Here is a 20,207-nt window from a genome sequence, read left to right on the forward strand (position 1 = left end):
TCCCGTGACCGAATCGACCATCACCACGGTGCTCGTGGCGAATCGCGGGGAGATCGCCCGCCGCGTGTTCGCGTCGTGCCGTCGGGCCGGACTCGGGGGGATCGCGGTGTTCTCCGATGCCGACGCGAACAGTCCGCATGTCGGCGACGCCGATGCCGCCGTGCGACTTGCGGGAGTCACCCCTTCCGAGACCTACCTCGACGGGAAGAAGATCGTCGCGGCAGCGTTGGCGACGGGCGCCGACGCGGTCCATCCGGGTTACGGATTCCTTTCCGAGAACGCACGATTCGCGCGCGAAGTGCTCGAGGCGGGGTTGATCTGGATCGGACCGCGCCCGGAGTCGATCGAACGGATGGGCTCGAAGGTCGAGGCCAAGAAGATCATGGCCGACACCGGTGTCCCTGTTCTTGCAGAACTCGACCCTGCCGACATCACCGACGCCGACCTCCCGGTGCTCGTCAAGGCCTCCGCAGGCGGCGGTGGGCGCGGAATGCGGGTGGTGCGGACATTGGCCGACCTGCCTGGGCAACTCGACGCGGCCCGCCGGGAGGCCGCGTCGGCGTTCGGCGACCCGACGGTGTTCTGCGAGCGGTATCTCGAGAACGGGCGGCACATCGAGGTCCAGATCCTCGCGGACCGCCACGGCACGGTGTGGGCGGTGGGCGAACGCGAATGCTCGATCCAACGTCGCCACCAGAAGGTGATCGAGGAAGCCCCCTCGCCGCTCGTCGACGCGATCGAGGGGATGCGCCCACGCCTGTTCGACGCCGCCCGGCGCGCCGCTCAGGCCATCGGGTACGAGGGCGCCGGCACCGTCGAGTTTCTCGCGGACCGCTCGGGGCGGTTCCACTTCCTGGAGATGAACACGCGCCTGCAGGTCGAGCATCCCGTCACCGAATGCACGACCGGGCTCGATCTCGTCGATCTCCAGTTCCGCATCGCCGACGGTGACCTCCTCGACCCCGAACCACCCCCGGTACACGGCCATTCCGTGGAGGCCAGGCTCTACGCCGAAGACCCGGCCCGGGACTGGCAACCGCAGTCCGGCACCGTGCACCGTTTCGCGCTGCCGCAGGAGGCACGCGAGTTCGACGTGCTCCGGCACACCGGTGTGCGCGTCGATTCCGGTGTCCTCGCGGGATCGGAGGTCGGGGTCCACTACGACGCGATGCTCGCCAAGATCATCTCGTACGCACCGACCCGTGACCGCGCGGTGCGGCTGCTGGCATCGACGTTGACGCGCACCGAGATCCACGGCATTGTCACCAACCGCGACCTCCTCGTCGCGGTGCTGAAACATCCCGCCTTCCGTGCGGGGGAGACCGACACCGCCTTCTTCGACACCCACGGACTCACGGAACTGTCGGCACCGCTCGCCTCAGCGCACGCGGAAGCGGTGTCCGCGATCGCCGCTGCTCTGGCGGAGTCGGCCACCAATCGCACCGCTGCCACGGTGAATGCGGGACTGCCCTCGGGATGGCGGAATCTGCCCTCGCAGCCGCAGGCCACACGATTCACGGGCGTCCACAATGACCACGTGGTGCGTTACCGAGTCACCCGCGACGGTGTCCACGTCGACGGCCGTGACGACCTCGGTGTCGTCGGGTTCGCCCCGGATCGCGTGGTTCTGGACGTCGATGGTGTCCGCCGGCATTTCGCTGTGGCGCGGTACGGCGACGCGGTGTACGTCGACTCGTCGCTCGGACCGGTGCGCTTGACCGCGGCGCCGCGCTTCGTGGACCCCACCGCCCGGATCGCTGCCGGATCACTACTCGCGCCAATGCCGGGATCGGTGATCAGGCTCGGCGCTGTCGTCGGCGATGTAGTGGAAGCGGGCAGGCCGCTCGTGTGGCTCGAAGCGATGAAGATGGAGCACACCGTCACCGCACCCACCGGCGGCACCGTCACGACGCTCGCCGTCGAGGTCGGCGATCAGGTCGCCGTCGGTGCCGTCCTCGCTGTCGTCATGCCCCACGGCGAGTCCGCATCGGTCGAGAGCCCCGACAGCGAAGGGGGCCACCACCTCGAGGAGTTGTCATGACCGAACCCGATCCGATGGTGGTGCGCTACGCCGTCGACCACGGCACTGCGACACTGACTCTCGACTCACCGCACAACCGCAATGCTCTGTCGGTCCCGTTGCTGACCCAACTGAGCCGCGGACTCGCCGACGCGGCCGCCGATCCCGACGTCCGCGCGATCGTCCTGACCCACACCGGTGGAACATTCTGCGCTGGAGCAGATCTGAGCGGCTCTTCCGGATCCGCGCAGGAGACGGCTTCCGCACGCACCCGCGACATGACGGCCTTGCTCCGGCAGATCCTGGAGCTCCCCAAGCCGGTCTTGGCCCGCATCGACGGGCACGTCCGCGCCGGCGGCATGGGTCTGATCGGTGCCTGCGACATCGTGGTCGCCGGGCCGGCGTCGACGTTCGCACTTACCGAGGCACGGCTCGGTCTGGCCGCGTCGATCATCTCTTTGACCGTGCTCCCGCGATTGTCGCCGCGCGCAGCGGCACGGTACTTCCTGACCGGCGAACGGTTCGGTCCCGAGGAGGCGTCCTCCGAGGGTCTCGTCACCCTGTCGGTGGCCGATACCGGAGCTGTCCTGGTGGAATTGCTCGCGGAGATCCGTGCATGCTCACCGCAGGGTCTGGCCGAATCGAAACGCCTCGTCACGCAGCGGATTCTCGAGGACTTCGATCGTTACGGAGACGACCTGGCAGCACGTTCGGCGCGGATGTTCGGTTCCGAGGAAGCCGCGGAGGGGATGACGGCGTTCCTACAGAAGCGGCGCCCGTGGTGGGACATTCGGTGAGAGGGTGTCACCCGAGGCCCTGCGTCATTTTGTGCGGAGCGAATACCGATCCTGCCGATCTCGTCACCGGGCGCCCGGTGCGCGAAACGACCGTCTCCACCCTGCTCGGCGACGCGGTGCTGAAAGTTCGTGGCACGCCCGGGCATCGGGTGGTCTCGATCGCATCGGATCTCGCCGGAGAGAACGGGTTCGAAATCGAAGGCGACTCGGTGCTGCTGGATCTGCCGCCCGATCGCGGCCCGACGTCGTCCGCGCGCTCGTCGCCGACGGCGTGGATGTGTTGTCGGTCGGACCGGCCGAACGCATCCTCGAGGACGTGTTCCTCGAAATGACCACTCGTTCCACACCCACGAAGGGGCGTGACATGTCCGCCTCGACACTCCGCTCGCACTCCGATTCCACCTCACTTGCCGCACGGCACAACACCGTTGCTCGGAGCTTGCGTGCCGAGTTGTACCGGTTGCGTTCGTGGCCGGCGATGTGGACGACGGTCGGCACGTGGTTCCTGCTCGCGATGGTTTTCGGCTACGTATTCCCGTACGTCTCCTACACGACCGGGACGGCCGGGTCCTCCACGGAAGGGGAGCCGAGCGAGGCGTTGCTGTGCAGCGTCCTGCCCGAATCGATCCCCGACGTCCTGGTCCAGGGCACACCATTGTTCGGTGGCGCGCTCGTACTCGTCCTGGGTGCTCTCATCGCCGGGAACGGGTACAGCTGGGGAACGTGGAAGACCGTGTTCACTCACGGCCGTCTGCGCCCGACAATCGGCGCCCTGCTCGCTCTTGCGGTGATCGTTGCCGAGATGGTGGTCGTCACCGCTGTGCTGTGCACGATCGTGTCCGTCTCACTCGCCGCGATCGAAACACAACCGCTCACGATGCCGTCCGCCGGCACATTTCTTCGCTCCGCGGGTACGGCGTACCTCGTGTTCATGATGTGGGGAACGATCGGCTTCGCGCTCGGCACCTACGCCCGCAGTGCGGCGCTGTCGGTCGGCCTGGGTCTGGTATGGATGCTTGTCGTCGAGAATCTGCTGCGAGGCGTCGGCTCCGCGCTGCAGCTCGTCGAGGATATGACGGCCTTCCTGCCGGGGGCCGCCGGATCGCTCGTCGGAGCGGTGACCGGGGGAGGGGACGGCACACCCGGAGTAGTGGACGTGATTTCGGGACCGAGGGCGCTCATGACCGTCACCGCCTACATCGTCGTCGCGGTGGTCACCACAGGGATTCTGGTGCGGAGCCGGGACGTGAACTGACCGCAAAGATTCTGCCGGTGGGATAACCGGAACAGGGTCGGGGTACTCGATCGGGCATGACGACCAGCTCGAGGGGCCCCGGTGATCCGAACCCCGACTACTCGCCGCCCGCGCGACGTAGCGATACTCCGGTACCCCCATCCGGGGCGACACCGGATCCGGACGCTCCCAGCAGGCTGCACCCCGACGTCGCCCGGGGCAAAGGCATCAGAGGCACCCGCACCGGGGCGTTGTGGACCGCGCTGATCGTCGGTGTGTTGATCCTGCTGTTGCTGTTGGTGTTCATCCTGCAGAACCTGGACAGCGTCACCCTCGAACTGTTCGCGTGGGACTTCTCGCTGCCGTTGGGCGTGGCACTGCTGTTCGCTGCGATCGCCGGAGCGGTGATCGTCGGCCTCGCCGGGGGCCTGCGGATCCTGCAGCTCCGCCACGCCGCCAACCGGCAACGCGCACGCACCGTCCGGTAAGACAGATCCCCGACTGCAGTACACCCACGCCGGCCGCTCTTCCTTCGTAGAGTGAAAGATCTCGAGTGGGGAGATCGCCATGGCCGCCACAGGACCGACCAACACCTCTCCTGTGCGCGGCGGGGCGGCGGCCACGATCGGCGTCGAAGAGGAATTCGTCCTGGTCGATCCCCGTACCGGTCGTCCCCTCCCGCGCAGTCTCGACGTGCTCGCGGCCGGACGCACACTCGGCATCGAGCTCGAGGTCGAGCTCTCCCCGTGTCAGGTCGAGACCGCCACCACGGTATGTACACACCCGCAGGACCTACGCGAAGAGCTGCGCCGCTCCCGCGCGACGGCCGCCGACGCCGCAGCGCGCGCAGGATGCCGGCTCGTAGCGGTCGGCACACCGATCTTCGAACCTCCGAGCGGATCGGTCACCGCCACGCCTCGCTACCAACGCATGGCACAGCACTATCGTGGCGTCACCGACGGCGTGATCTGCGGATGCCACGTGCATATCGGTGTCGACGATCGTGACCGTGCGGCCCAGCTCATCAACCATCTGCGCCCATGGCTTCCCGCCCTGCTGGCGCTGACCGCCAACTCGCCGATCACCGACGGCCGGGACACCGGATATGCCAGCTGGCGATACCTGCGGTGGGGGCGCTGGCCGAGCGCGGGACTGCCCCCGCAGTGCGCCTCGGCCGCGGAATACGACGCGGCGGTCGAATCGCTGCTCACCACCGGCACGATCCTGGACCCCCGAATGGTCTATTGGGATGTGCGGATCTCCGCGCATCATCCGACCCTCGAGATCCGCATCGCGGACGTGCCCGCGACCGTCGAGGAGACCGTCACGCTGGCCACCTTGGTGTATGCATTGGTCGCCCAGGCGACGGCATCGATCGAACGCGGCGAGCCGACGCCCTCGGTCGATCAGGAGCTGCTGCGCGCGGCGTGCTGGAGAGCGGCCCGGGACGGTCTGGCCGGGCGCGGTGTCGATCTCGGCTCTGGGCAGTTGGTTCCGGCAGTCGACCTGATCTGGCGACTGCTCGCTCAGGTCCGGCCGATCCTGGAGGAACTCGACGTCTACCGCTCCGTGCACGACACTCTGTCGGGAACCCTGGATCGAGGTAATGGGGCGATCAGGCAGCGTCGCATTCTCGAGCACGGGGGTTCCTTCACCGATGTGGTTGCCGACGCGGCGCGACGCACTGTGGAGGGCTACGGGCCGGATCTGCGTCCGTCATGACCGACACGACAGCCGGGGTGCCGCGCTTGCGGACCGACGCTCATCGGGGAGCAGATCGTCCTAACCTCGGGCCGAGCTCGCACCGTATCGAAAACCGCTGACCCGACACGATCCCGGCAAGATCGTGCTCGATCTCGCGACGGCATTCGCGATCGGTGGGGACTGCCTCGCCGACATCAGCCAACTGCGGACTCACCCGGAGATCTTCGGTGCGGTGGCCTCCGACCCCACCGTCTCCCGCCTGATCAGCGTGTTGGCCGTCGACGCCGACACCGCGCTCGCCGCGATCGACCGGGCCCGCGCCACAGCCCGTCGCCACGCCTGGACCGCCGCCGGTGCGTCGGCTCCCGAGCACGCCATCGACGAAGCGCATCCGCTGGTCCTCGACATCGATGCCACCGAAGGTCACCGCGCATTCCGAGAAGGAACAGGCCGCCCCGACGTTCACGCGAGGCTTCGGTTTCCATCTGCTGTGCGCGTACCTGCTCCATCGAGACGAAGGAACTGTTTCCGGGGCCGTGGACCTCGGCGTCACCCGACCGTGTCGGGCAGTCGACCGTGGATGCACACCGCATCCACGGTCTCCCCACCGAATCCGAAGCTGCTCAGTCCGACACGTGATCCGCGCGAAAGATCGAGGCTAAGCAAGTATTCCTCGGCCTCGTCATTTCTCACGGGTTTGCCACGTGCAGCACGGTCTTGGCATCGGAACGCGCAAGCCGCGGATTTTCGCAGCTCGGAGTAAGTCCTGGGCTCTGCCCCGGTTGTGTGAAATGACAAGTAGATCTGTTGGCGGTTCGAAGGTTTCGAAATAGGATGTGACCCGGATTCATTTGCGCGCCGGAATATTGATGACGCAATACCCGCCGATGGACTCTTGATACCATCCGGCATGCCGCCACAATTGTTGTGACTGGCGACACACGCAGCTCGCCGGTTCATCTACAGCTCCAGGGTCGACGACGCCTTCCTATCCGGGGAGGGACGATCAGCTTCACGCACGCGCGGGCACGATTCGCCTACCGGGCGTCGAACCGTGAGAGCTCTTTCATATGCTTGGCGGTACGCACGCCGTAATCGGCGTCGGTCGCGTACGGTTCCACCGATCCGGACACCGACCGGCGAGTGACGTGCGTCTCGTCTGGGCTGCACCCAACAGCCTGCGACGTGTCAGACGAGCCGGAAAGGCAGAGGAGCGCAGTGAGCACCCCGGAATTGGCACAGTGGAACTCGCAAGAGGCTATTGCGGAAGCAATGATCCCGATCATCGGCGGTCTGCACCGCCGGCATTCGGTCACGATCTTGCTTCACAGCCGCTCCCTCGTGAACAAGTCGGTGATCGGTATTCTGCGGACGCACCGTTTCGCGCGTCAGATCCGCGGCGACGAGCTGTCGGTCGAGGCAACCTTCCCGTTCCTCCAGGCATTGACCGACCTCGACCTGCAGCCGTCGAAGATCGACCTCGGCCTGCTGGTGACGGATTATCAGGCCCAGGGTGCCGGACGATCCATCCCGGATTTCGTCGCTGAGAGCCTCGCGGATCTGGTCGGCGGCGCGCAGACAAGCCCCGCGAAACCGCAGGACGTGGTCCTGTACGGGTTCGGGCGAATCGGCCGGCTCGTCGCCCGTCTGCTCATCGAGAAGGCAGGCTCGGGCAATGGGCTGAACCTGCGTGCTGTGGTGGTCCGTAAGGGAGGTGACGACGACCTGGCCAAGCGTGCCTCTCTGCTGCGTCGCGACTCCGTCCACGGACAGTTCAACGGCACGATCAAGGTCGACACCGAGAACAACGCCTTGGTCGCCAACGGCAATGTCATCAAGTTCATCTACAGCAACGATCCGGAAAGCGTCGACTACACCGAGTACGGCATCGACAAGGCCATCCTGATCGACAACACCGGAATCTGGCGCGACCGCGACGGTCTGTCGAAGCATCTCCGCCCCGGTATCGCCAAGGTGGTGCTCACCGCACCGGGTAAGGGTGATCTCCCGAACATCGTGCACGGTGTCAACCACCGCGACCTCGACCCGGACGAGACGATCGTGTCGTGCGCGTCCTGCACCACCAATGCCATCGTTCCGCCGCTGAAGACCATGGACGACAAATTCGGTGTGGTGCGTGGTCACGTCGAGACGGTGCACTCGTTCACAAACGACCAGAACCTGCTGGACAACTACCACAAGGCCGACCGTCGCGGACGTTCCGCGCCGTTCAACCTGGTGCTCACCGAGACCGGCGCCGCTTCGGCGGTCGCGAAGGCGCTTCCCGATCTGAAGGCGAAGATCACCGGCAACTCGATCCGCGTTCCTACGCCGGATGTGTCCGTCGCGATCCTTCACCTTCAGCTGACTCGTGAGACCACCAAGGAAGAGGTGCTCGAGCACCTGCACCAGGAGTCGCTCACCGGTGCGCTGCGCCGCAACCTCGACTACACCTCGGCCACCGACGCAGTGTCGAGCGACTTCATCGGCTCGCGCGCGGCGTGCATCATCGACGCCAATGCAGCGATCGTGGATGGCGACACCGCCATCCTCTACGTCTGGTACGACAACGAGTTCGGTTACTCGTGCCAGGTGGTGCGAACGGTCCAGTACCTGTCGGGTGTGGAATACCCCGTCTATCCCGTCACGGAAGCCGGCCCCGTGGAGCACGTCGAGGAACCTGCCGCTGCACAGGCATAACAGTCCTGCGCAGACTGCAGTAACGACAGTCTGCTAGGGACTCGCCGACGAGGGAACCCATCCTTACCTGAGGATGGGTTCCCTTTTGCGTTGGGCCATTGGTGGCGTCGAGGAGGAGTAGCGGCCGTCGAAACTCGGGGGAGGTTGTGTGCGGTTCCGGCGAAGAACACGCACACAACCTCCCCCGAGTTCGTCACTCTGGAACTGATGCACACCGCGCGGTCGGCGAACTCTCCGGCCCGACTCGGTCAGGGCTGGTAGTCGGGGTACTTCGTGTGCAGCTGGAAGTACCCCGTCACGTTCTCGCGGAGCCAGTCCTTGCCGTCCTCGGGTGTGCGACCGTCGCAGATCGCGTCGCCTTCGATGCAGACTCGTTCGACGTGGATCTCACCGAAGTCGTTCCGGCCGCCGCCGAGCGTCACACCGGGAGCGACGGGACCCGGGAACAGGGTCTCGACGCCGCGGTCGTCGCGGGGGTCGGAATAGAGGACGCCCGAGATCCGTTCGGGGGGAACGGACCCGTCGGCTGCGATCTCGGCGAGAACATCGCCCGCGATCGAGGCGCCCTGCGAGTAGCCGAGCACCAACAGGTCCGAGTCGGGGCAGGTGCTGTGTCGGACGGTGATGGTCTGGCGGAGTCGCTGATGCCCGATCTGCTTCGACCTGTCGTAGGCGATGGTGCCGTCGTCGTCGATGCCGTCGAAATCGTCGTGCGAGCCGGTCCCGGGCAGCGGCACGACCACTGCGGGGTAGCGGATGTGCTCGACCACGGTGCCGGGAGCCTCGAACCGAGCGGAGATCTTCGCCAAGGGGGATTCCGGATCGATCGAATCGAGGGTCTCGAAGCCGCGGGTTCCGTCGACGGCGAGCACGTACCGTTCGGGGCAATTGCGGACCGGGTCAGCGGACGCGGAACCGACCGGACCCGCGACGCTCAGACCTGCGGTGAGCAGACCTGCGGCGAGCACGCCGACGGTGCGTGTGCGTCTGCGATCGATCCGGGACATGCGCGATTCTCCTCGTGTGCCCCCGACAGACAATAACTGAGGTCGATGATATCGATGTCCCGTTTGTTCGTCATGTTAAGGATGCGTGCTTCTCGGTGATCGTGGTCACCCCCGACCGGTGACTCCGGTGGCATGTCCGTCAGGGCTGGTCGGCCGGGATGCGGGCGGCCAGCTCGGTGATGAAGCCGGCGATCTCGTCGGGGTTCTCTTCGGCCATGAAGTGGCCGCTGGTGGTGCCCTGGTAGGTGAGATCGGGTGCCCACGCCTGCCAGAGGGCCGAGGCGTCGAAGCCCAGTTGCGAGCCCCAGTCCTGGGAGATGACCGCGACGGGCATGGTGAGCCGAGCCCCGCGTTCGCGGTCGGCGAGGTCCATGTCGAGATCGATGCCGGCGGTGGCGCGGTAGTCGGCCACGATCGAGTCGACAGAGTTGATCGAGCTGGTGACGTAGTGATCGCGCTCCTCGGGCGTGAAGGTGGTTCCGGTGGGGTCCCACGCATCGAGGAACGAGCCGAAGAATTCCGGGGCGACAGCGGCGATCATCTTCTCGGGCATCCCTGCGGGCTGGGCCATGAGGTAGAGATGCCAGGCAACCTTGGCGTTCACGCCCTGAAGTACGGCCCAGGTGTCCATCGTGGGAAGGACGTCGAGGATGCCGAGGTAGTCGACGGCGTCGGGGTGGTCGAGTCCCGCACGGACGGCGACGAGCGCACCGCGGTCGTGACCGACGAGCCCGAAGTGGTCGAAACCGATCTCGCGGGCGACCGCGACGATGTCGTTCGCCATGGTGCGCTTGGAATACGACTCGGGATTGTCGGCCGGGGGTTGGTCGCTGGCGCCGTAGCCGCGCAGGTCGGGGACGATCACGGTGTGGTCGTCAGCGAGTGTGTGGGCGACGTGGCGCCACATGTAGTGGGTCTGCGGGAAACCGTGCAGCAGGACGACGGCCGGACCTTGCCCGCCGATGGCGACGTTGAGCTTCACGCCGCCGTCCCCGGTGATCGTGCGGTAGGTGAAGTCCTCGATGGTGCAGCGGGTCATGGGGTCTCCGTAGTCGTAGTCGTGGTGGAGGTTTCGGGGTGGCCGGAGAAGATCCCGGCGGGCAGGTCCGTTCGGCCGGCGGACGCGGTGAGCGCGGGAATGATGACGGTGTCGACGAGGGCTTCGAGGTAGGTGTCGTCGACGGTGAGACCGTTCGCTCGTCGCAGGAGCAGGACGGTTCCCACGACCTCCTCGTATGCGAATGATTGAGCGTCCGAAGGGAGTTCGCCTCGTGCAACGGCATCGTCGAGGACCGCCTGGGGGAGACGTGCGCCTGTCGGGCCGACGGTCTCCTCGATGGCGTCGCACAACTCCGGGTCTTCGAGTCCCGCGTGGAGCAGCATGAAGGCGGCGTTGCTGTCGGTTGCGGACATGGTGAGGCTGAGGCGTTGCGCAAGCATCAGCAGATCGTCGCGGAGTGTGTCGCCGCGCCGGAGTGGGACTGCCGAGGGATGCGCAGGGGCGTCCTTCACTGCTGCGAGCACCATGTCGCGCTTGGACGGCCATCGTCGATACAGCGTTGCCTTCGACGCCTGGCAACGTCGAGCGACTGCTTCGAACGTCAGGCCCTCGTAGCCTTGTTCGGCCAGTAGTTCGAGAACGGTGGTGGTGATCCGACGCTCGAGTTCGGCGTCGCGTGGACGTCCGCGTTGCGCAGGCGGCTCATTCAGATACGACACGTGCCGTATCGTAAACCAGGCGGCCGCTGTTCGGCGAACTGCAGGGTCGACACCCCCTCATTCTGGTCACGGTCGATTGTGATGCACTGTTTTGTTGTCGGCATAACGGACATCGGCGAGGAGATCGGTATGGGATCGAGGTATCACCATCTGGCGTTCGGCCCGGAGGCGGTCGCTCGCCAGGAAGCTGCGGGCAGCATCGTTGCCTATGGTGCCGACCTCGACGAACCCGACCGAGGGCCTCAGCCGTTGGGCGACCGGGAACTCGCTCTCGTACGCGAGAGCTTCCAGTTCCACATGGCGACGGTGACCCCGAGCGGATGGCCCTATGTCCAGTACCGCAGCGGACCCGTCGGGTTCCTGCACCACCTCGGTGGGCAGACGATCGGGTTTGCGGATCACCGAGGCAATCAACAATTCGTCTCGGTCGGGAACATCGCGGACAACGGGAGGGTCGCGCTGTTCCTCGCCGACTTTCCGCTGAAGAGGCGGTTGAAGGTCTTCGGTACTGCGCGGGTGGTCGATGCGGACGACGACCCGCAGCTTCTCGACCGGCTGCGCGATCTCGGTGACGGTCGGAGAATCTCGGCGCGATGTGAGCGAAGCATCGTCATCGATGTCGAGGCCTTCGACTGGAACTGCTCACGGAGCTTGATCCCGCAGTACACCGACGAAGCGGTCCGCGCCCGGATCCGTCCCTACATCGACGAGATCAACGACCTCCGAGCCGAAGTGGATTCTCTTCGGGCACAGCTGAAGGCGGTGGGGGAGAACTGACGGCCGCCGAGGGGCGCGCGTGCAGGCTCAATCCCGGCCGAGCTGTCCGACAACCAGATGCAGTGCCGCCGTGGTGGTGAGAGTCCGGACCCGTTCGCGGTCTCCGGGGAAGCGGCGGGTGACCGTGTACGTCGGCCGTCCCTCGATCGCGACGCCGAAGCACACCGTGCCCACCGGCTTGGCCTCGGTTCCCCCGTCGGGGCCGGCGACCCCGGTGGTGGAGACCGCGACGTCGACCTTCAGGCGCCGTCGGGCACCCTCGGCCATGGCTGCGGCAACCTGCTCGCTCACCGCCCCGTGTTCCGCGATCATCTCGGCTGGTACGTCGGTCAGATCGGACTTCGCGTCGTTGGAGTACGAGACGACGCCACCCATGACATAGGCCGACGACCCGGGACGGTCGGTGAGCCGCGCGGCGACGAGTCCGCCGGTGCATGACTCCGCAGTCGCGATCGTGCGGCCGTCGAGGGCGGCGATCAGCTGGTCGTCGATGGTGGAACCGTCGGTCGAGAAGATCTGGCGTCCATGGTGTTCGGTGAGGACGTCGAGAAGGCGATGGTAGATGTCCGCGTCACCGGAGGCGACTCGCGTCACCATGTCGAGTTCGCCGTGTCGGAGGCAGGTGGTGATCTCGAGGCGTTCGAGGCCGGCGATCTCTGATTCGGCCCGGCGCAGCGTCTCGGCGAGTTGTGCCTCGTGCAATCCGTAGGCGCGCACGGTGTGCTGCTGCAGGTCGTCGGCTCGCGCCAACACGTCGGCGACCGCGGGGGAGGCGACCGCGCTCGGCCACATCGCCTGCAGCTCACCGGGCGGGCCGGGCAGGATGACGATGGTCGGTACCGGCCGTTCGCCGGCGACCGCGGGGATGACCACGCCCGGCGCTGTACCGGTGGGCGGCAGGGCGGTGGCACCGGCGGGCACGTGCGCCTGCTTCCGGATCCCGATACGCGTCGGTCCGGTGTCGAGATCGGGGGTGTCCGGGCGGAACCGGCGGATGACACCTGCGATGTGTTCTTCGAGTTCGGGGTCGAGCAGCAGTTCGCGATCGCAGTACTCGGCGACGGTGGGGACGGTGAGGTCGTCGGCGGTGGGACCGAGACCCCCGCTGGTGACGATGAGATCGACGCCCTGCTCGGTGAGGAACCGTAACTGTGCGGTCAGGTCGGCGGGCCGGTCACCGCAGATCGTGATGTGGGCGACGTCGACGCCGAGTTTCAGGAGTTGGTCGGACAACCATGGTCCGTTCAGGTCGGAGATCCTCCCCGTCAGCACTTCGGTCCCGGTCACGATGATTCCTGCACGCACGCTCACGGAGCCGAGCCTAGTCGGCGACGATCATCGTGGACGCCTCACTGCCTTGTTGCGACGGTCTGCGAGGCGGGCGAGCTCACGAAGCATGCCGGGAGCCCGGCGCGCCATGGTCAATACTGCCCGGTCCGAGACGGTCGGGCGTGGTGGCAGCGCAGGCTGTGCAAGACGGGCCCCGACCGTCGCCCTGAACACCTGGACCTGACCGGGCACACCTTTGAGCCGATGCCTGCCCAGGTCGGTGAAATCGAAATCTCCGCCGACCGCAAGCTCGCGCACCGCCTGTGAGCATCGCACCTCGCCAGGCCCGGAGGAGGCAGCGATCCGCGCTCCGATATGGACCGTCATTCCGGTCAACCCGGGACCGGCGCGGGTCACCGACCCGACATGCACGCCGGAGCGCACAGAAAATCCGAGAGTCGATGTCGATCGGATGATCCGGTGCGCGCACTGCAGTGCGGCCACTGGACCGTCGAAGACACTGAGGGTCCCATCGCCCGCGATGCCCACCAGCGTGCCTCCGCCGGCCTCGACCTCCGCACGCACGAGTCGGTCGTGCGCGCCCAGCAACCTCGCGAACCGGTTGTCACCGACCTCCGCGAGCAGGTCGGTGGAGCGGACGACATCGGTGAACAGAACCGCGCCCAGGAACCGATCGGCCTCGACCGGATGGTCCGTGCCGCTGACGAGTTCCTCCACGTGGTCGAGAACAGGAATCAGCACTTCACCCAGGGTTGCGCCGAGGGCGATCGGTGGCAGCTCGTAGAAGCGGCCGTTCGGAATCTGCGCGGCCATCCTGCGGCCGGCCTCTCGAGCGAACAGAGTGTCCGGCTGATGCAACACCTTCGTCGGGCATTGGATTGCCGGCAGAATCAAGGAGTAGTTCGCGCGGAGAGCCCACTCGAGATGTTTCTGGGCAGTTCTCGGTGTGGCGGAGCAGCGTTCGAGCAGCGCCATGATCCGTCGATTGTGTGAGACATCGAGGGTCGGGTGCGCCAGGGACGTGAGCTTCCCTTGACCCCAGCATGCGTACGCATCCCGATACGACTCGACGAACCGGTCTCGCTCGTCAGCAGTCCATCCCGGTGGCGGATCACCGTCGGACAGCAGGGTATCGGACCAGGGTTCGGCGAGGACCAGCCCGGAAACGCGGTCGGGGTGCCGAGCGGCTACCAGGGCAAGGGGCCCGCAGGTGCTGGCCGCGCCGACGAGCGTGGCGCGATCGACCTCGGCGTCGTCGAGCACCGCGACGACGTCGTCGGCCTGCTCCTCGAGCGTGGGGACGTGCTCGACGGGATCGGACAGTCCGAATCCGCGTCGCTGGAAGAACAGCGAACGCGCGAAGCGGGCACAACGTTCGAAGTTGTAGTGGAAGTGCGGATCGGTCCACATCAGATCCGGATGCATCATGTCTTCGAAGAACCACGCGATCGGATGTGGCCCCTCACCCACGATCTGATACGCCAGTGCGGCGCCGTCGCGCTGGATGTACCGCGTCACGGGCGGATCCATGGGAACAACGATAGGCGCCGGTCGACAGCGCGGCGAGTGTCGGCTGTCGAAACCGACCGGCGACGGAAACCGGCCTCTATCGTGAGGTTGCTGAGGAAAGCGTGGTCTTCACGGCGCGTCTCGCATGAGACGGGTGGACGCCGGAGCAGGGGTGTGCTGCTTTCTGTGGTCGCTGCAGCGCTGCTCCTGGGTGTCTTCGCATCAGGGTGCGCTTCGATGCGCGGCGGGGTGGAAGGCGATTTCGGTCGGGCAGCGCAGCAGATCGGTTCGGCGGCGGTCTCGGCTCAGCTGAGCCTGCAGGTTTCGCCGACGGTCACAACACCACCGCCGCCACGGACACCGCCCTGTCGGACATGCTCGAAGAGGTCGACCAGGCCGTCTCGGCAACCGCGGATCGAGAGGTGGACACCCCCGGCCAGGGAACCCTGCGCGCCGAGGTCCTGCAGGCGGCGAACACGGTTAGATGAAAAGTCTCTTCGCCGTCGCTCTCAGAATCCTCACCGCGATCGGGGGATTTCTCGACATTGGTGATCTGGTCACCAATGCCGTGGTGGGCGCGCGTTTCGGGTTGTCCTGGGTGGTGCCGGTAAGCGTGCTGGGAATCTGTGTCTTCCGCAGATGTCCGGCCGCGTCGCTGCGGTCAGCGGCCGAGCCACTTTCGAGATCATTCGCGAACGTCTCGGGCCGCGCATGGCAGTGGCGAATCTGAGCGCGTCGTTTCTGATCAACCTGTCGACGTGGACCGCCGAGGTCGGTGGTATCGCGCTGGCGTTGCAGTTGGCGAGCAGTGTGAACCCGAAGATGTGGATTCCGGTAGCCGCCCTGGCGGTGTGGCTGGTGATCTGGCGGGTGAAGTTCTCGGTGATGGAGAACGTCACCGGGGTGGTCGGACTGTGCCGGTCATGTTCGCAGTGGCGGTGTTCCTTCTCGGCCCGGACTGGGGGCAGCTCGCGAACCAGGTGTTCACTCCATCCCTGGTGGACAGCGAAAAACTGGCGGCATATCGGTATTACGCGATCGCGTTGTTCGGTGCGGCGAGGACTCCGTACGAGGTGTTCTTCTTCTCCTCCGGAGCGGTGGAAGAGAAGTGGACGGTGCGGGATCTCGCGAAGTCCCGGCTCAACGTTCTGGTCGGATTTCCCCGCGGCGGCATCCTCTCGGTGGCCATCGCCGCACTGTCGGCGATCGTGCTGATGCCCCCTACTCGTCCGGTTGTATCGGCCAGTGGGGGAGTGCCGTCGCCGGAGGTCGTCGGGATTCTCCTCTCGCCTCGCCGGCGCGCCGCTGACCGATCACGCCGCGGCCTCGACGATGCTGGGCAGAGTTACCACGCTCCGGCGGCGGCACGTCGCTGCTGCCGACGCCCGCCTTTTCCGTCGTGACGTCGCCTTGCCGGTATCCGCTGCGCACGTCGACGCAACGCCAGCTCGTGCTGCAAACGCTCCGCAGACAGCTTGCCCGGACCGTGAATGCTCGTGCCGTCCGGCCGTTCGATCGTGGTGGCCATCGCCGTGTTTCTCCTCGAGGATCTCGAAATTCGCCAGCGTCCAGTAGTACTCCTCGACAAGTGCTGGGGCAATGGAATTTACGCCATTCTGCTGAGCACGAATGAACACCAGGCGATCACGAGTGACGGCGTTGTGTCCGCTGCCGTGGACCAACAGCACTTCCGGCCCCCGGCCACCGAAATCGAGTCCCGACAGCACGCCGTCGTCGACGGGCACTTCGATACGGGTTCCCGACACCATCACCATCCCTCGCCGTCGATAGCTCGGCGAGACTGTCTACCGCAGAACGTTACCTACCCCTCATGAGACAACCGATCCATCCGATCGGTCGACGGAATTCGGCCGAGCGCCTTTGCATCGGATCTCAGGCCGCAGTCGGCGCGCGACACCCGCACCGCACGGCACGCCCCTGCTCGTCATCGGGAAGCCACCCGTACTCGTCGCAGTCGTCGCACTTCGGGTGGAGGACACGGGGCGTCGGCAGCGACCGCCACAACGGCAACCATCCGTGCGCCAGTCGCATCGGATTGCCCGGTCTGTGCACGGATTTCGCTGCCGCAACCAGAGCCGGCACGCCGTGTGTGGCGACGAGTGCTTCGATCGCCGCTGCCGCATCGGGTTTGAGGTAGACGAAGGTCGCGGTGAGCCCGGCCTTCCTGCAGGCTGCCGTAAGCTCGACCACCGCCGGACCGAGCGGTGTCTTCGCGACGCGCGGTGTGCGGTTGGTTTCCGTCCTTGGTGTATCGGTACTTGAAAGAGCGCCTGGGTCTGCGATGTCCGCGCTGCCGCGGGTCGGATTCTCAGGCGCCGGGTCGGTGGCGGGACGTTCGTAGATGGTCTGGATGGTGATCCATTGGCCGAGCTCGTTCTGGATCTTCTCGCGTACCAGGTAGCCGAGGTCGGCGAGCTCGCGCAGAGCGGATCGGATCGCGTCGCGACCTTCCTTCGGTGACTGTGCCGCGATCGAGTCGGCGCGGGTGCGCCAGTCGTCGGGCTTGGACAGCAACCAGACGAGCACACCCCGCGCGCGGAAGGACAGCCGCTCGTCGGTGATGACGGCGTTGCTGAGGACGGTGAAGTTGGCGGCAAGGCGCGGTCCACGACGCACCCCGCCGGCCAGGGTATTCTGACCCACGTTCGACTCCTGTTCAGTCGGACATCCGGCCCGTCGGGAGCTGCAACTCCTGGCGGGCCTTATTCGATTGTGGCCGCGCGGATCGGCGGCGTGCTGGCATCGTGCCACCGTCTGTACAAGGCGCGCAAGGAATCGAGCGGAGGGTGCTCGAGTTTCGGTGTTCTCGACCTCGCTGAGCGGGGTCCGGAACACCGAAGTTTCATCGGCGCTAGGGGGAAGCTTCGAACCGCGCCTCGACGTCGGCGGTGAGGGTGACGCGGTCGGGTTCGAAGACGAGCTCGGGTTCGGCGGACTCGGGTGCGTTCATCGCATCCGAGCGCAGCATCGCGGTGCGCATCATCGGAGCGCCGCCTGCGTGCACGGGTGAGGGCTGGGAGCCGAGCATGCCCGGATCGGCGATGGCCACCGCACGAACGGTGTCGAGACCCAATGACGTCGTGTATGCCTTCGCCTTGTCGAGGGCGTTGCGGACGGCGAGGTCGCGGACCTGCGCGAGTCGCTTCTTCCGGGCCTTGCGGGTGATCCACCACTGGAGATCGGCGACGGTGACCACCTCGAGTTCGGCGACCCGTTCGACGAACGCACCCACAGCGTCGAACTCGTGGAAGGTGACGGTGATCGACGCCGACGAGTTGTACACCCACGGCCGGTTCTTGCCCTCGCGGTTGAACGGGCGCCGCCGGCTGTGGCGTACCCGATCGAAGGTCCACCGCTTCACCGGGCTCGGGGTGCGCTTGCGAAGTTCGGTGACGAGATCGGTGATGGTGGCGACGGCCGCGGTCACCGGTTCGGCGGCCTGCTTGCGCGAGGAGCCGTCGGCGTGCACCCGCAACACCACTGTGCACCGGTTGGGTGCGACGGTGCGCTCGGCGTGCCCGGTGACGGTGATCGTGACGGGAGGCTGGGTCATGCGCACGAGTGTGCCAGCGCGAGCCGTCCCCGTCGGGCAGACGGCACGTGCCACGGTCGGAACCGTCGAATCCGACCTTCCGGGCGTCGCATTCGTGCCACTCTGAAGTTGTCAGAAGTGAGAGGTGTGACTGGTGGGACGACTGGGTATCTGAGTTGTGTCGAACTAGCCAGTGTTCATGAAAGGACTGCACATGCTCGGACTCGGAATCCTCGGTTGGATCATCATCGGTGGTCTCGCCGGTTGGATCGGCAGCAAGATCATGGGCACCGACGCCCAGCAGGGCATTCTCCTCAACATCGTCGTCGGCGTCATCGGCGGCTTGATCGGTGGTTTCCTGCTGAAGGTCTTCGGCGTGGATGTCGAAGGCGGCGGACTGATCTTCAGCTTCCTGACCTGCCTCCTCGGCGCGGTCATCCTGCTGTTCCTCGTCAAGGCCGTCACCGGCCGAGGCGTGCGCCGCTGACCGCTCTGCGTCAACGAGGTCCCGGATCCACACGGATCCGGGACCTCGTTCATGTCGGGGGTCGGCTCGTCAGACCAGTTGATCGCGAAACCAACGTGGGTCGGGATTGGTATGCGACACGTCGCCGACGAACACCGTCGGCACCGTCTCGTTCCCGCCGTTGACTTCCCGGACCCGAGCGGCCGCAGCGGGATCCCGCCAGATGTTCACCCAGATCGCGCGACGCGCGCGAGTGCGCAGGGTGGCGCGCAACCGGATGCAGAACGTACACCCCGGACGCCAGTACACCACCGGAACGCCGCGGGTTGCGGCGTCGCGACGGGCGGTCGCGTCGTCGACGTGATGGGGGAAGAACAGGGGAGAGGTGACCCACGCAAAGACGAGGAGCAGTACTGCCGTCACCACCGAGGTCACGTCGAACGCGCCAGTGAGCAGAACGACCGCCGCGACGGCCACCATCGCTGCGGAGAGGATCCAGGTTCGCCACACGCGTGCGAGCCTATCGCCCGGGCGGGAGGCAGAAGCCGCTTCATCCGCCGGCCTGCAGTCGTCTCGGAACGGGACGCGTCGCAGGCTCGAAGCTCCCGGTCACCCCGCCCGACCAGCCGGTCTGCCGCCGGGCAAGGTGGCGCGATAGCGTATTAGGTCATGGTCGTCACCGAGAGTTCACCTCCTGTATCCCCGCGGTTGGTCCGCTCGATGTTCATCCCTGCAGTAGGGGTGGCGCTCGTGCTGACTCTTCTCGCGGCGGCGACGGTACCGATGCGCGACCGCCTGTATCTGTCCGTCGCTCAGACCGTCGAGGGGTCCTTCCTCGGACCGCTCGCAGGTCTCGTCGCGGACAAGGGGCTGCTCGTCCTGGTCGCCTTCACCGGTGTGCTCGCGGCGTGGCTGTGGCGGAACGATCGACGCAGCTTCGGCACCCTCGCCGTCGGCGGTATCGGTGTCGTGGGTGCCTACCTGTCGAGTGAACTCGTCAAGCTCGTGGTGACGGAGCCGCGACCGTGTCGCGCACTCGGGATCGAGACGGTGCTGGAATGCCCCGAGGTGGGTGACTGGTCCTGGCCGTCGAACCACTCCGTCATCGCGGCGTCGTTCGCCACGGCGTGTGTCCTCGCGGCTCCGCGTCTGATCTGGCTGGTCGCTCCGCTCGCGGCGGTGCTCGCCTTCTCCCGGGTGACGGTGGGGGTGCACTACGTCCACGACGTGCTGTCGGGCATGGCGCTCGGCGTGTTGATGGTCGCGCTGGTCGTCGTGGTGCTTCTGCCGTTCGCGTCGCGGCTTCCGATCCTGTCGCGCGAGGCACCGGCCGCCCCGCCCATCGGATAGGCGAACTGGATACGGCACACCGAATCCGGCTGTCGGCAGAGCGAATCTGCAGGCAGCCGGATTTTTGTTGGCAAGTCGGAC

Annotated in this window: 18 protein-coding genes and 2 pseudogenes; 11 read left to right on the plus strand and 9 right to left on the minus strand. The window is 66.4% G+C overall.

Going from position 1 to position 20,207, the window contains the following annotated elements; all coding sequences use genetic code 11:
- The first annotated feature begins 4 nt into the window (after window positions 1-4).
- The 7 genes and pseudogenes from RBB84_RS07660 (at window position 5) to RBB84_RS07690 (ending at window position 8,455) form a co-directional block, all read left to right on the plus strand.
- Complete coding sequence (locus tag RBB84_RS07660; protein ID WP_064255621.1) at window positions 5-2,041, plus strand: biotin carboxylase N-terminal domain-containing protein; 2,037 nt, start codon at window positions 5-7, stop codon at window positions 2,039-2,041.
- Window positions 2,038-2,817: an enoyl-CoA hydratase family protein gene (locus tag RBB84_RS07665; RefSeq protein WP_064255622.1), complete on the plus strand. Its 780-nt coding sequence runs from the start codon at window positions 2,038-2,040 to the stop codon at window positions 2,815-2,817. The genes RBB84_RS07660 and RBB84_RS07665 overlap by 4 nt, the downstream gene beginning before the upstream one ends.
- A gap of 364 nt (window positions 2,818-3,181) precedes the next feature.
- A complete protein-coding gene (locus tag RBB84_RS07670; protein WP_350247344.1) occupies window positions 3,182-4,072 on the plus strand; it encodes an ABC transporter permease in 891 nt (296 codons plus the stop codon).
- 56 nt (window positions 4,073-4,128) lie between these two features.
- A complete protein-coding gene (locus RBB84_RS07675) occupies window positions 4,129-4,539 on the plus strand; it encodes a lipopolysaccharide assembly protein LapA domain-containing protein (RefSeq protein WP_082920959.1) in 411 nt (136 codons plus the stop codon).
- Between the two features lie 79 nt (window positions 4,540-4,618).
- A complete protein-coding gene (locus tag RBB84_RS07680; RefSeq protein WP_064255625.1) occupies window positions 4,619-5,773 on the plus strand; it encodes a glutamate--cysteine ligase in 1,155 nt (384 codons plus the stop codon).
- A 73-nt stretch (window positions 5,774-5,846) separates the two neighbouring features.
- Window positions 5,847-6,258 (plus strand): annotated as a pseudogene (locus RBB84_RS07685) (transposase); the annotation flags it as partial.
- A 715-nt stretch (window positions 6,259-6,973) separates the two neighbouring features.
- A complete protein-coding gene (locus RBB84_RS07690; RefSeq protein ID WP_082920960.1) occupies window positions 6,974-8,455 on the plus strand; it encodes a glyceraldehyde-3-phosphate dehydrogenase in 1,482 nt (493 codons plus the stop codon).
- Window positions 8,456-8,703: 248 nt separating this feature from the next.
- Here the strand turns inward: RBB84_RS07690 and RBB84_RS07695 are convergent, their stop codons facing one another.
- The 3 genes from RBB84_RS07695 to RBB84_RS07705 all read right to left on the minus strand — a co-directional run bounded on the left by RBB84_RS07695 (window position 8,704) and on the right by RBB84_RS07705 (window position 11,181).
- A complete protein-coding gene (locus RBB84_RS07695; RefSeq protein WP_350247345.1) occupies window positions 8,704-9,462 on the minus strand; it encodes a cutinase family protein in 759 nt (252 codons plus the stop codon).
- A gap of 139 nt (window positions 9,463-9,601) precedes the next feature.
- A complete protein-coding gene (locus tag RBB84_RS07700) occupies window positions 9,602-10,501 on the minus strand; it encodes an alpha/beta hydrolase (protein WP_064255629.1) in 900 nt (299 codons plus the stop codon).
- Window positions 10,498-11,181: a TetR/AcrR family transcriptional regulator gene (locus RBB84_RS07705; RefSeq protein WP_064255630.1), complete on the minus strand. Its 684-nt coding sequence runs from the start codon at window positions 11,179-11,181 to the stop codon at window positions 10,498-10,500. The genes RBB84_RS07700 and RBB84_RS07705 overlap by 4 nt, the downstream gene beginning before the upstream one ends.
- A 129-nt stretch (window positions 11,182-11,310) precedes the next feature.
- On the opposite strand from RBB84_RS07705, the gene RBB84_RS07710 reads away from it, so the two are divergent.
- Window positions 11,311-11,958: a pyridoxamine 5'-phosphate oxidase family protein gene (locus RBB84_RS07710; RefSeq protein ID WP_231780628.1), complete on the plus strand. Its 648-nt coding sequence runs from the start codon at window positions 11,311-11,313 to the stop codon at window positions 11,956-11,958.
- A 27-nt stretch (window positions 11,959-11,985) separates the two neighbouring features.
- Here RBB84_RS07710 and RBB84_RS07715 read toward each other — a convergent pair whose 3' ends face one another.
- Window positions 11,986-13,269, minus strand: a complete 1,284-nt coding sequence (locus tag RBB84_RS07715) for a competence/damage-inducible protein A (RefSeq protein WP_064255632.1) — start codon at window positions 13,267-13,269, stop codon at window positions 11,986-11,988.
- Window positions 13,270-13,293: 24 nt separating this feature from the next.
- Window positions 13,294-14,778 carry an adenylate/guanylate cyclase domain-containing protein gene (locus tag RBB84_RS07720; protein ID WP_064255633.1) on the minus strand — a complete coding sequence of 495 codons (1,485 nt, stop codon included), beginning with the start codon at window positions 14,776-14,778 and terminating at the stop codon, window positions 13,294-13,296.
- A 463-nt stretch (window positions 14,779-15,241) separates the two neighbouring features.
- Here RBB84_RS07720 and RBB84_RS07725 point away from each other — a divergent pair.
- A pseudogene (locus tag RBB84_RS07725) lies at window positions 15,242-15,977 on the plus strand (divalent metal cation transporter); the annotation flags it as partial.
- Between the two features lie 93 nt (window positions 15,978-16,070).
- Here RBB84_RS07725 and RBB84_RS07730 read toward each other — a convergent pair.
- From RBB84_RS07730 to RBB84_RS07740, 3 genes are all read right to left on the minus strand, one after another.
- A complete protein-coding gene (locus RBB84_RS07730; protein ID WP_350247731.1) occupies window positions 16,071-16,526 on the minus strand; it encodes a hypothetical protein in 456 nt (151 codons plus the stop codon).
- 124 nt (window positions 16,527-16,650) lie between these two features.
- Window positions 16,651-17,421, minus strand: coding sequence for a helix-turn-helix domain-containing protein (locus RBB84_RS07735; protein WP_082920961.1), 771 nt, complete (start codon window positions 17,419-17,421; stop codon window positions 16,651-16,653).
- A 208-nt stretch (window positions 17,422-17,629) separates the two neighbouring features.
- The gene (locus RBB84_RS07740; RefSeq protein WP_064255635.1) at window positions 17,630-18,331 is read right to left on the minus strand and encodes an SIMPL domain-containing protein; all 702 of its coding nucleotides are present in this window, start codon (window positions 18,329-18,331) and stop codon (window positions 17,630-17,632) included.
- A 193-nt stretch (window positions 18,332-18,524) separates the two neighbouring features.
- On the opposite strand from RBB84_RS07740, the gene RBB84_RS07745 reads away from it, so the two are divergent.
- Window positions 18,525-18,797, plus strand: coding sequence for a GlsB/YeaQ/YmgE family stress response membrane protein (locus tag RBB84_RS07745; protein WP_019289453.1), 273 nt, complete (start codon window positions 18,525-18,527; stop codon window positions 18,795-18,797).
- 69 nt (window positions 18,798-18,866) lie between these two features.
- On the opposite strand, the gene RBB84_RS07750 is transcribed toward RBB84_RS07745, so the two are convergent.
- Window positions 18,867-19,286, minus strand: coding sequence for a glutaredoxin domain-containing protein (locus tag RBB84_RS07750; protein WP_006552091.1), 420 nt, complete (start codon window positions 19,284-19,286; stop codon window positions 18,867-18,869).
- Between the two features lie 159 nt (window positions 19,287-19,445).
- Here RBB84_RS07750 and RBB84_RS07755 point away from each other — a divergent pair, with 159 nt between their 5' ends.
- The gene (locus RBB84_RS07755; RefSeq protein ID WP_228045061.1) at window positions 19,446-20,126 is read left to right on the plus strand and encodes a phosphatase PAP2 family protein; all 681 of its coding nucleotides are present in this window, start codon (window positions 19,446-19,448) and stop codon (window positions 20,124-20,126) included.
- The last annotated feature ends 81 nt before the right edge of the window (window positions 20,127-20,207 follow it).

The organism is Rhodococcus sp. D-6, assembly GCF_040256695.1.
GTDB lineage: Bacteria > Actinomycetota > Actinomycetes > Mycobacteriales > Mycobacteriaceae > Rhodococcus > Rhodococcus pyridinivorans.

Coding starts and splice junctions, on each gene's coding strand:
- RBB84_RS07665 (WP_064255622.1), top strand. CDS start 2,038: ATGACCGAACCCGATCCGATGGTGGTGCGCTACGCCGTCGACCACGGC.
- RBB84_RS07745 (WP_019289453.1), top strand. CDS start 18,525: ATGCTCGGACTCGGAATCCTCGGTTGGATCATCATCGGTGGTCTCGCC.
- RBB84_RS07720 (WP_064255633.1), bottom strand. CDS start 14,778: ATGGATCCGCCCGTGACGCGGTACATCCAGCGCGACGGCGCCGCACTG.
- RBB84_RS07670 (WP_350247344.1), top strand. CDS start 3,182: ATGTCCGCCTCGACACTCCGCTCGCACTCCGATTCCACCTCACTTGCC.
- RBB84_RS07695 (WP_350247345.1), bottom strand. CDS start 9,462: ATGTCCCGGATCGATCGCAGACGCACACGCACCGTCGGCGTGCTCGCC.
- RBB84_RS07755 (WP_228045061.1), top strand. CDS start 19,446: ATGGTCGTCACCGAGAGTTCACCTCCTGTATCCCCGCGGTTGGTCCGC.
- RBB84_RS07680 (WP_064255625.1), top strand. CDS start 4,619: ATGGCCGCCACAGGACCGACCAACACCTCTCCTGTGCGCGGCGGGGCG.
- RBB84_RS07700 (WP_064255629.1), bottom strand. CDS start 10,501: ATGACCCGCTGCACCATCGAGGACTTCACCTACCGCACGATCACCGGG.
- RBB84_RS07710 (WP_231780628.1), top strand. CDS start 11,311: ATGGGATCGAGGTATCACCATCTGGCGTTCGGCCCGGAGGCGGTCGCT.
- RBB84_RS07740 (WP_064255635.1), bottom strand. CDS start 18,331: ATGACCCAGCCTCCCGTCACGATCACCGTCACCGGGCACGCCGAGCGC.
- RBB84_RS07675 (WP_082920959.1), top strand. CDS start 4,129: ATGACGACCAGCTCGAGGGGCCCCGGTGATCCGAACCCCGACTACTCG.
- RBB84_RS07730 (WP_350247731.1), bottom strand. CDS start 16,526: ATGGTGTCGGGAACCCGTATCGAAGTGCCCGTCGACGACGGCGTGCTG.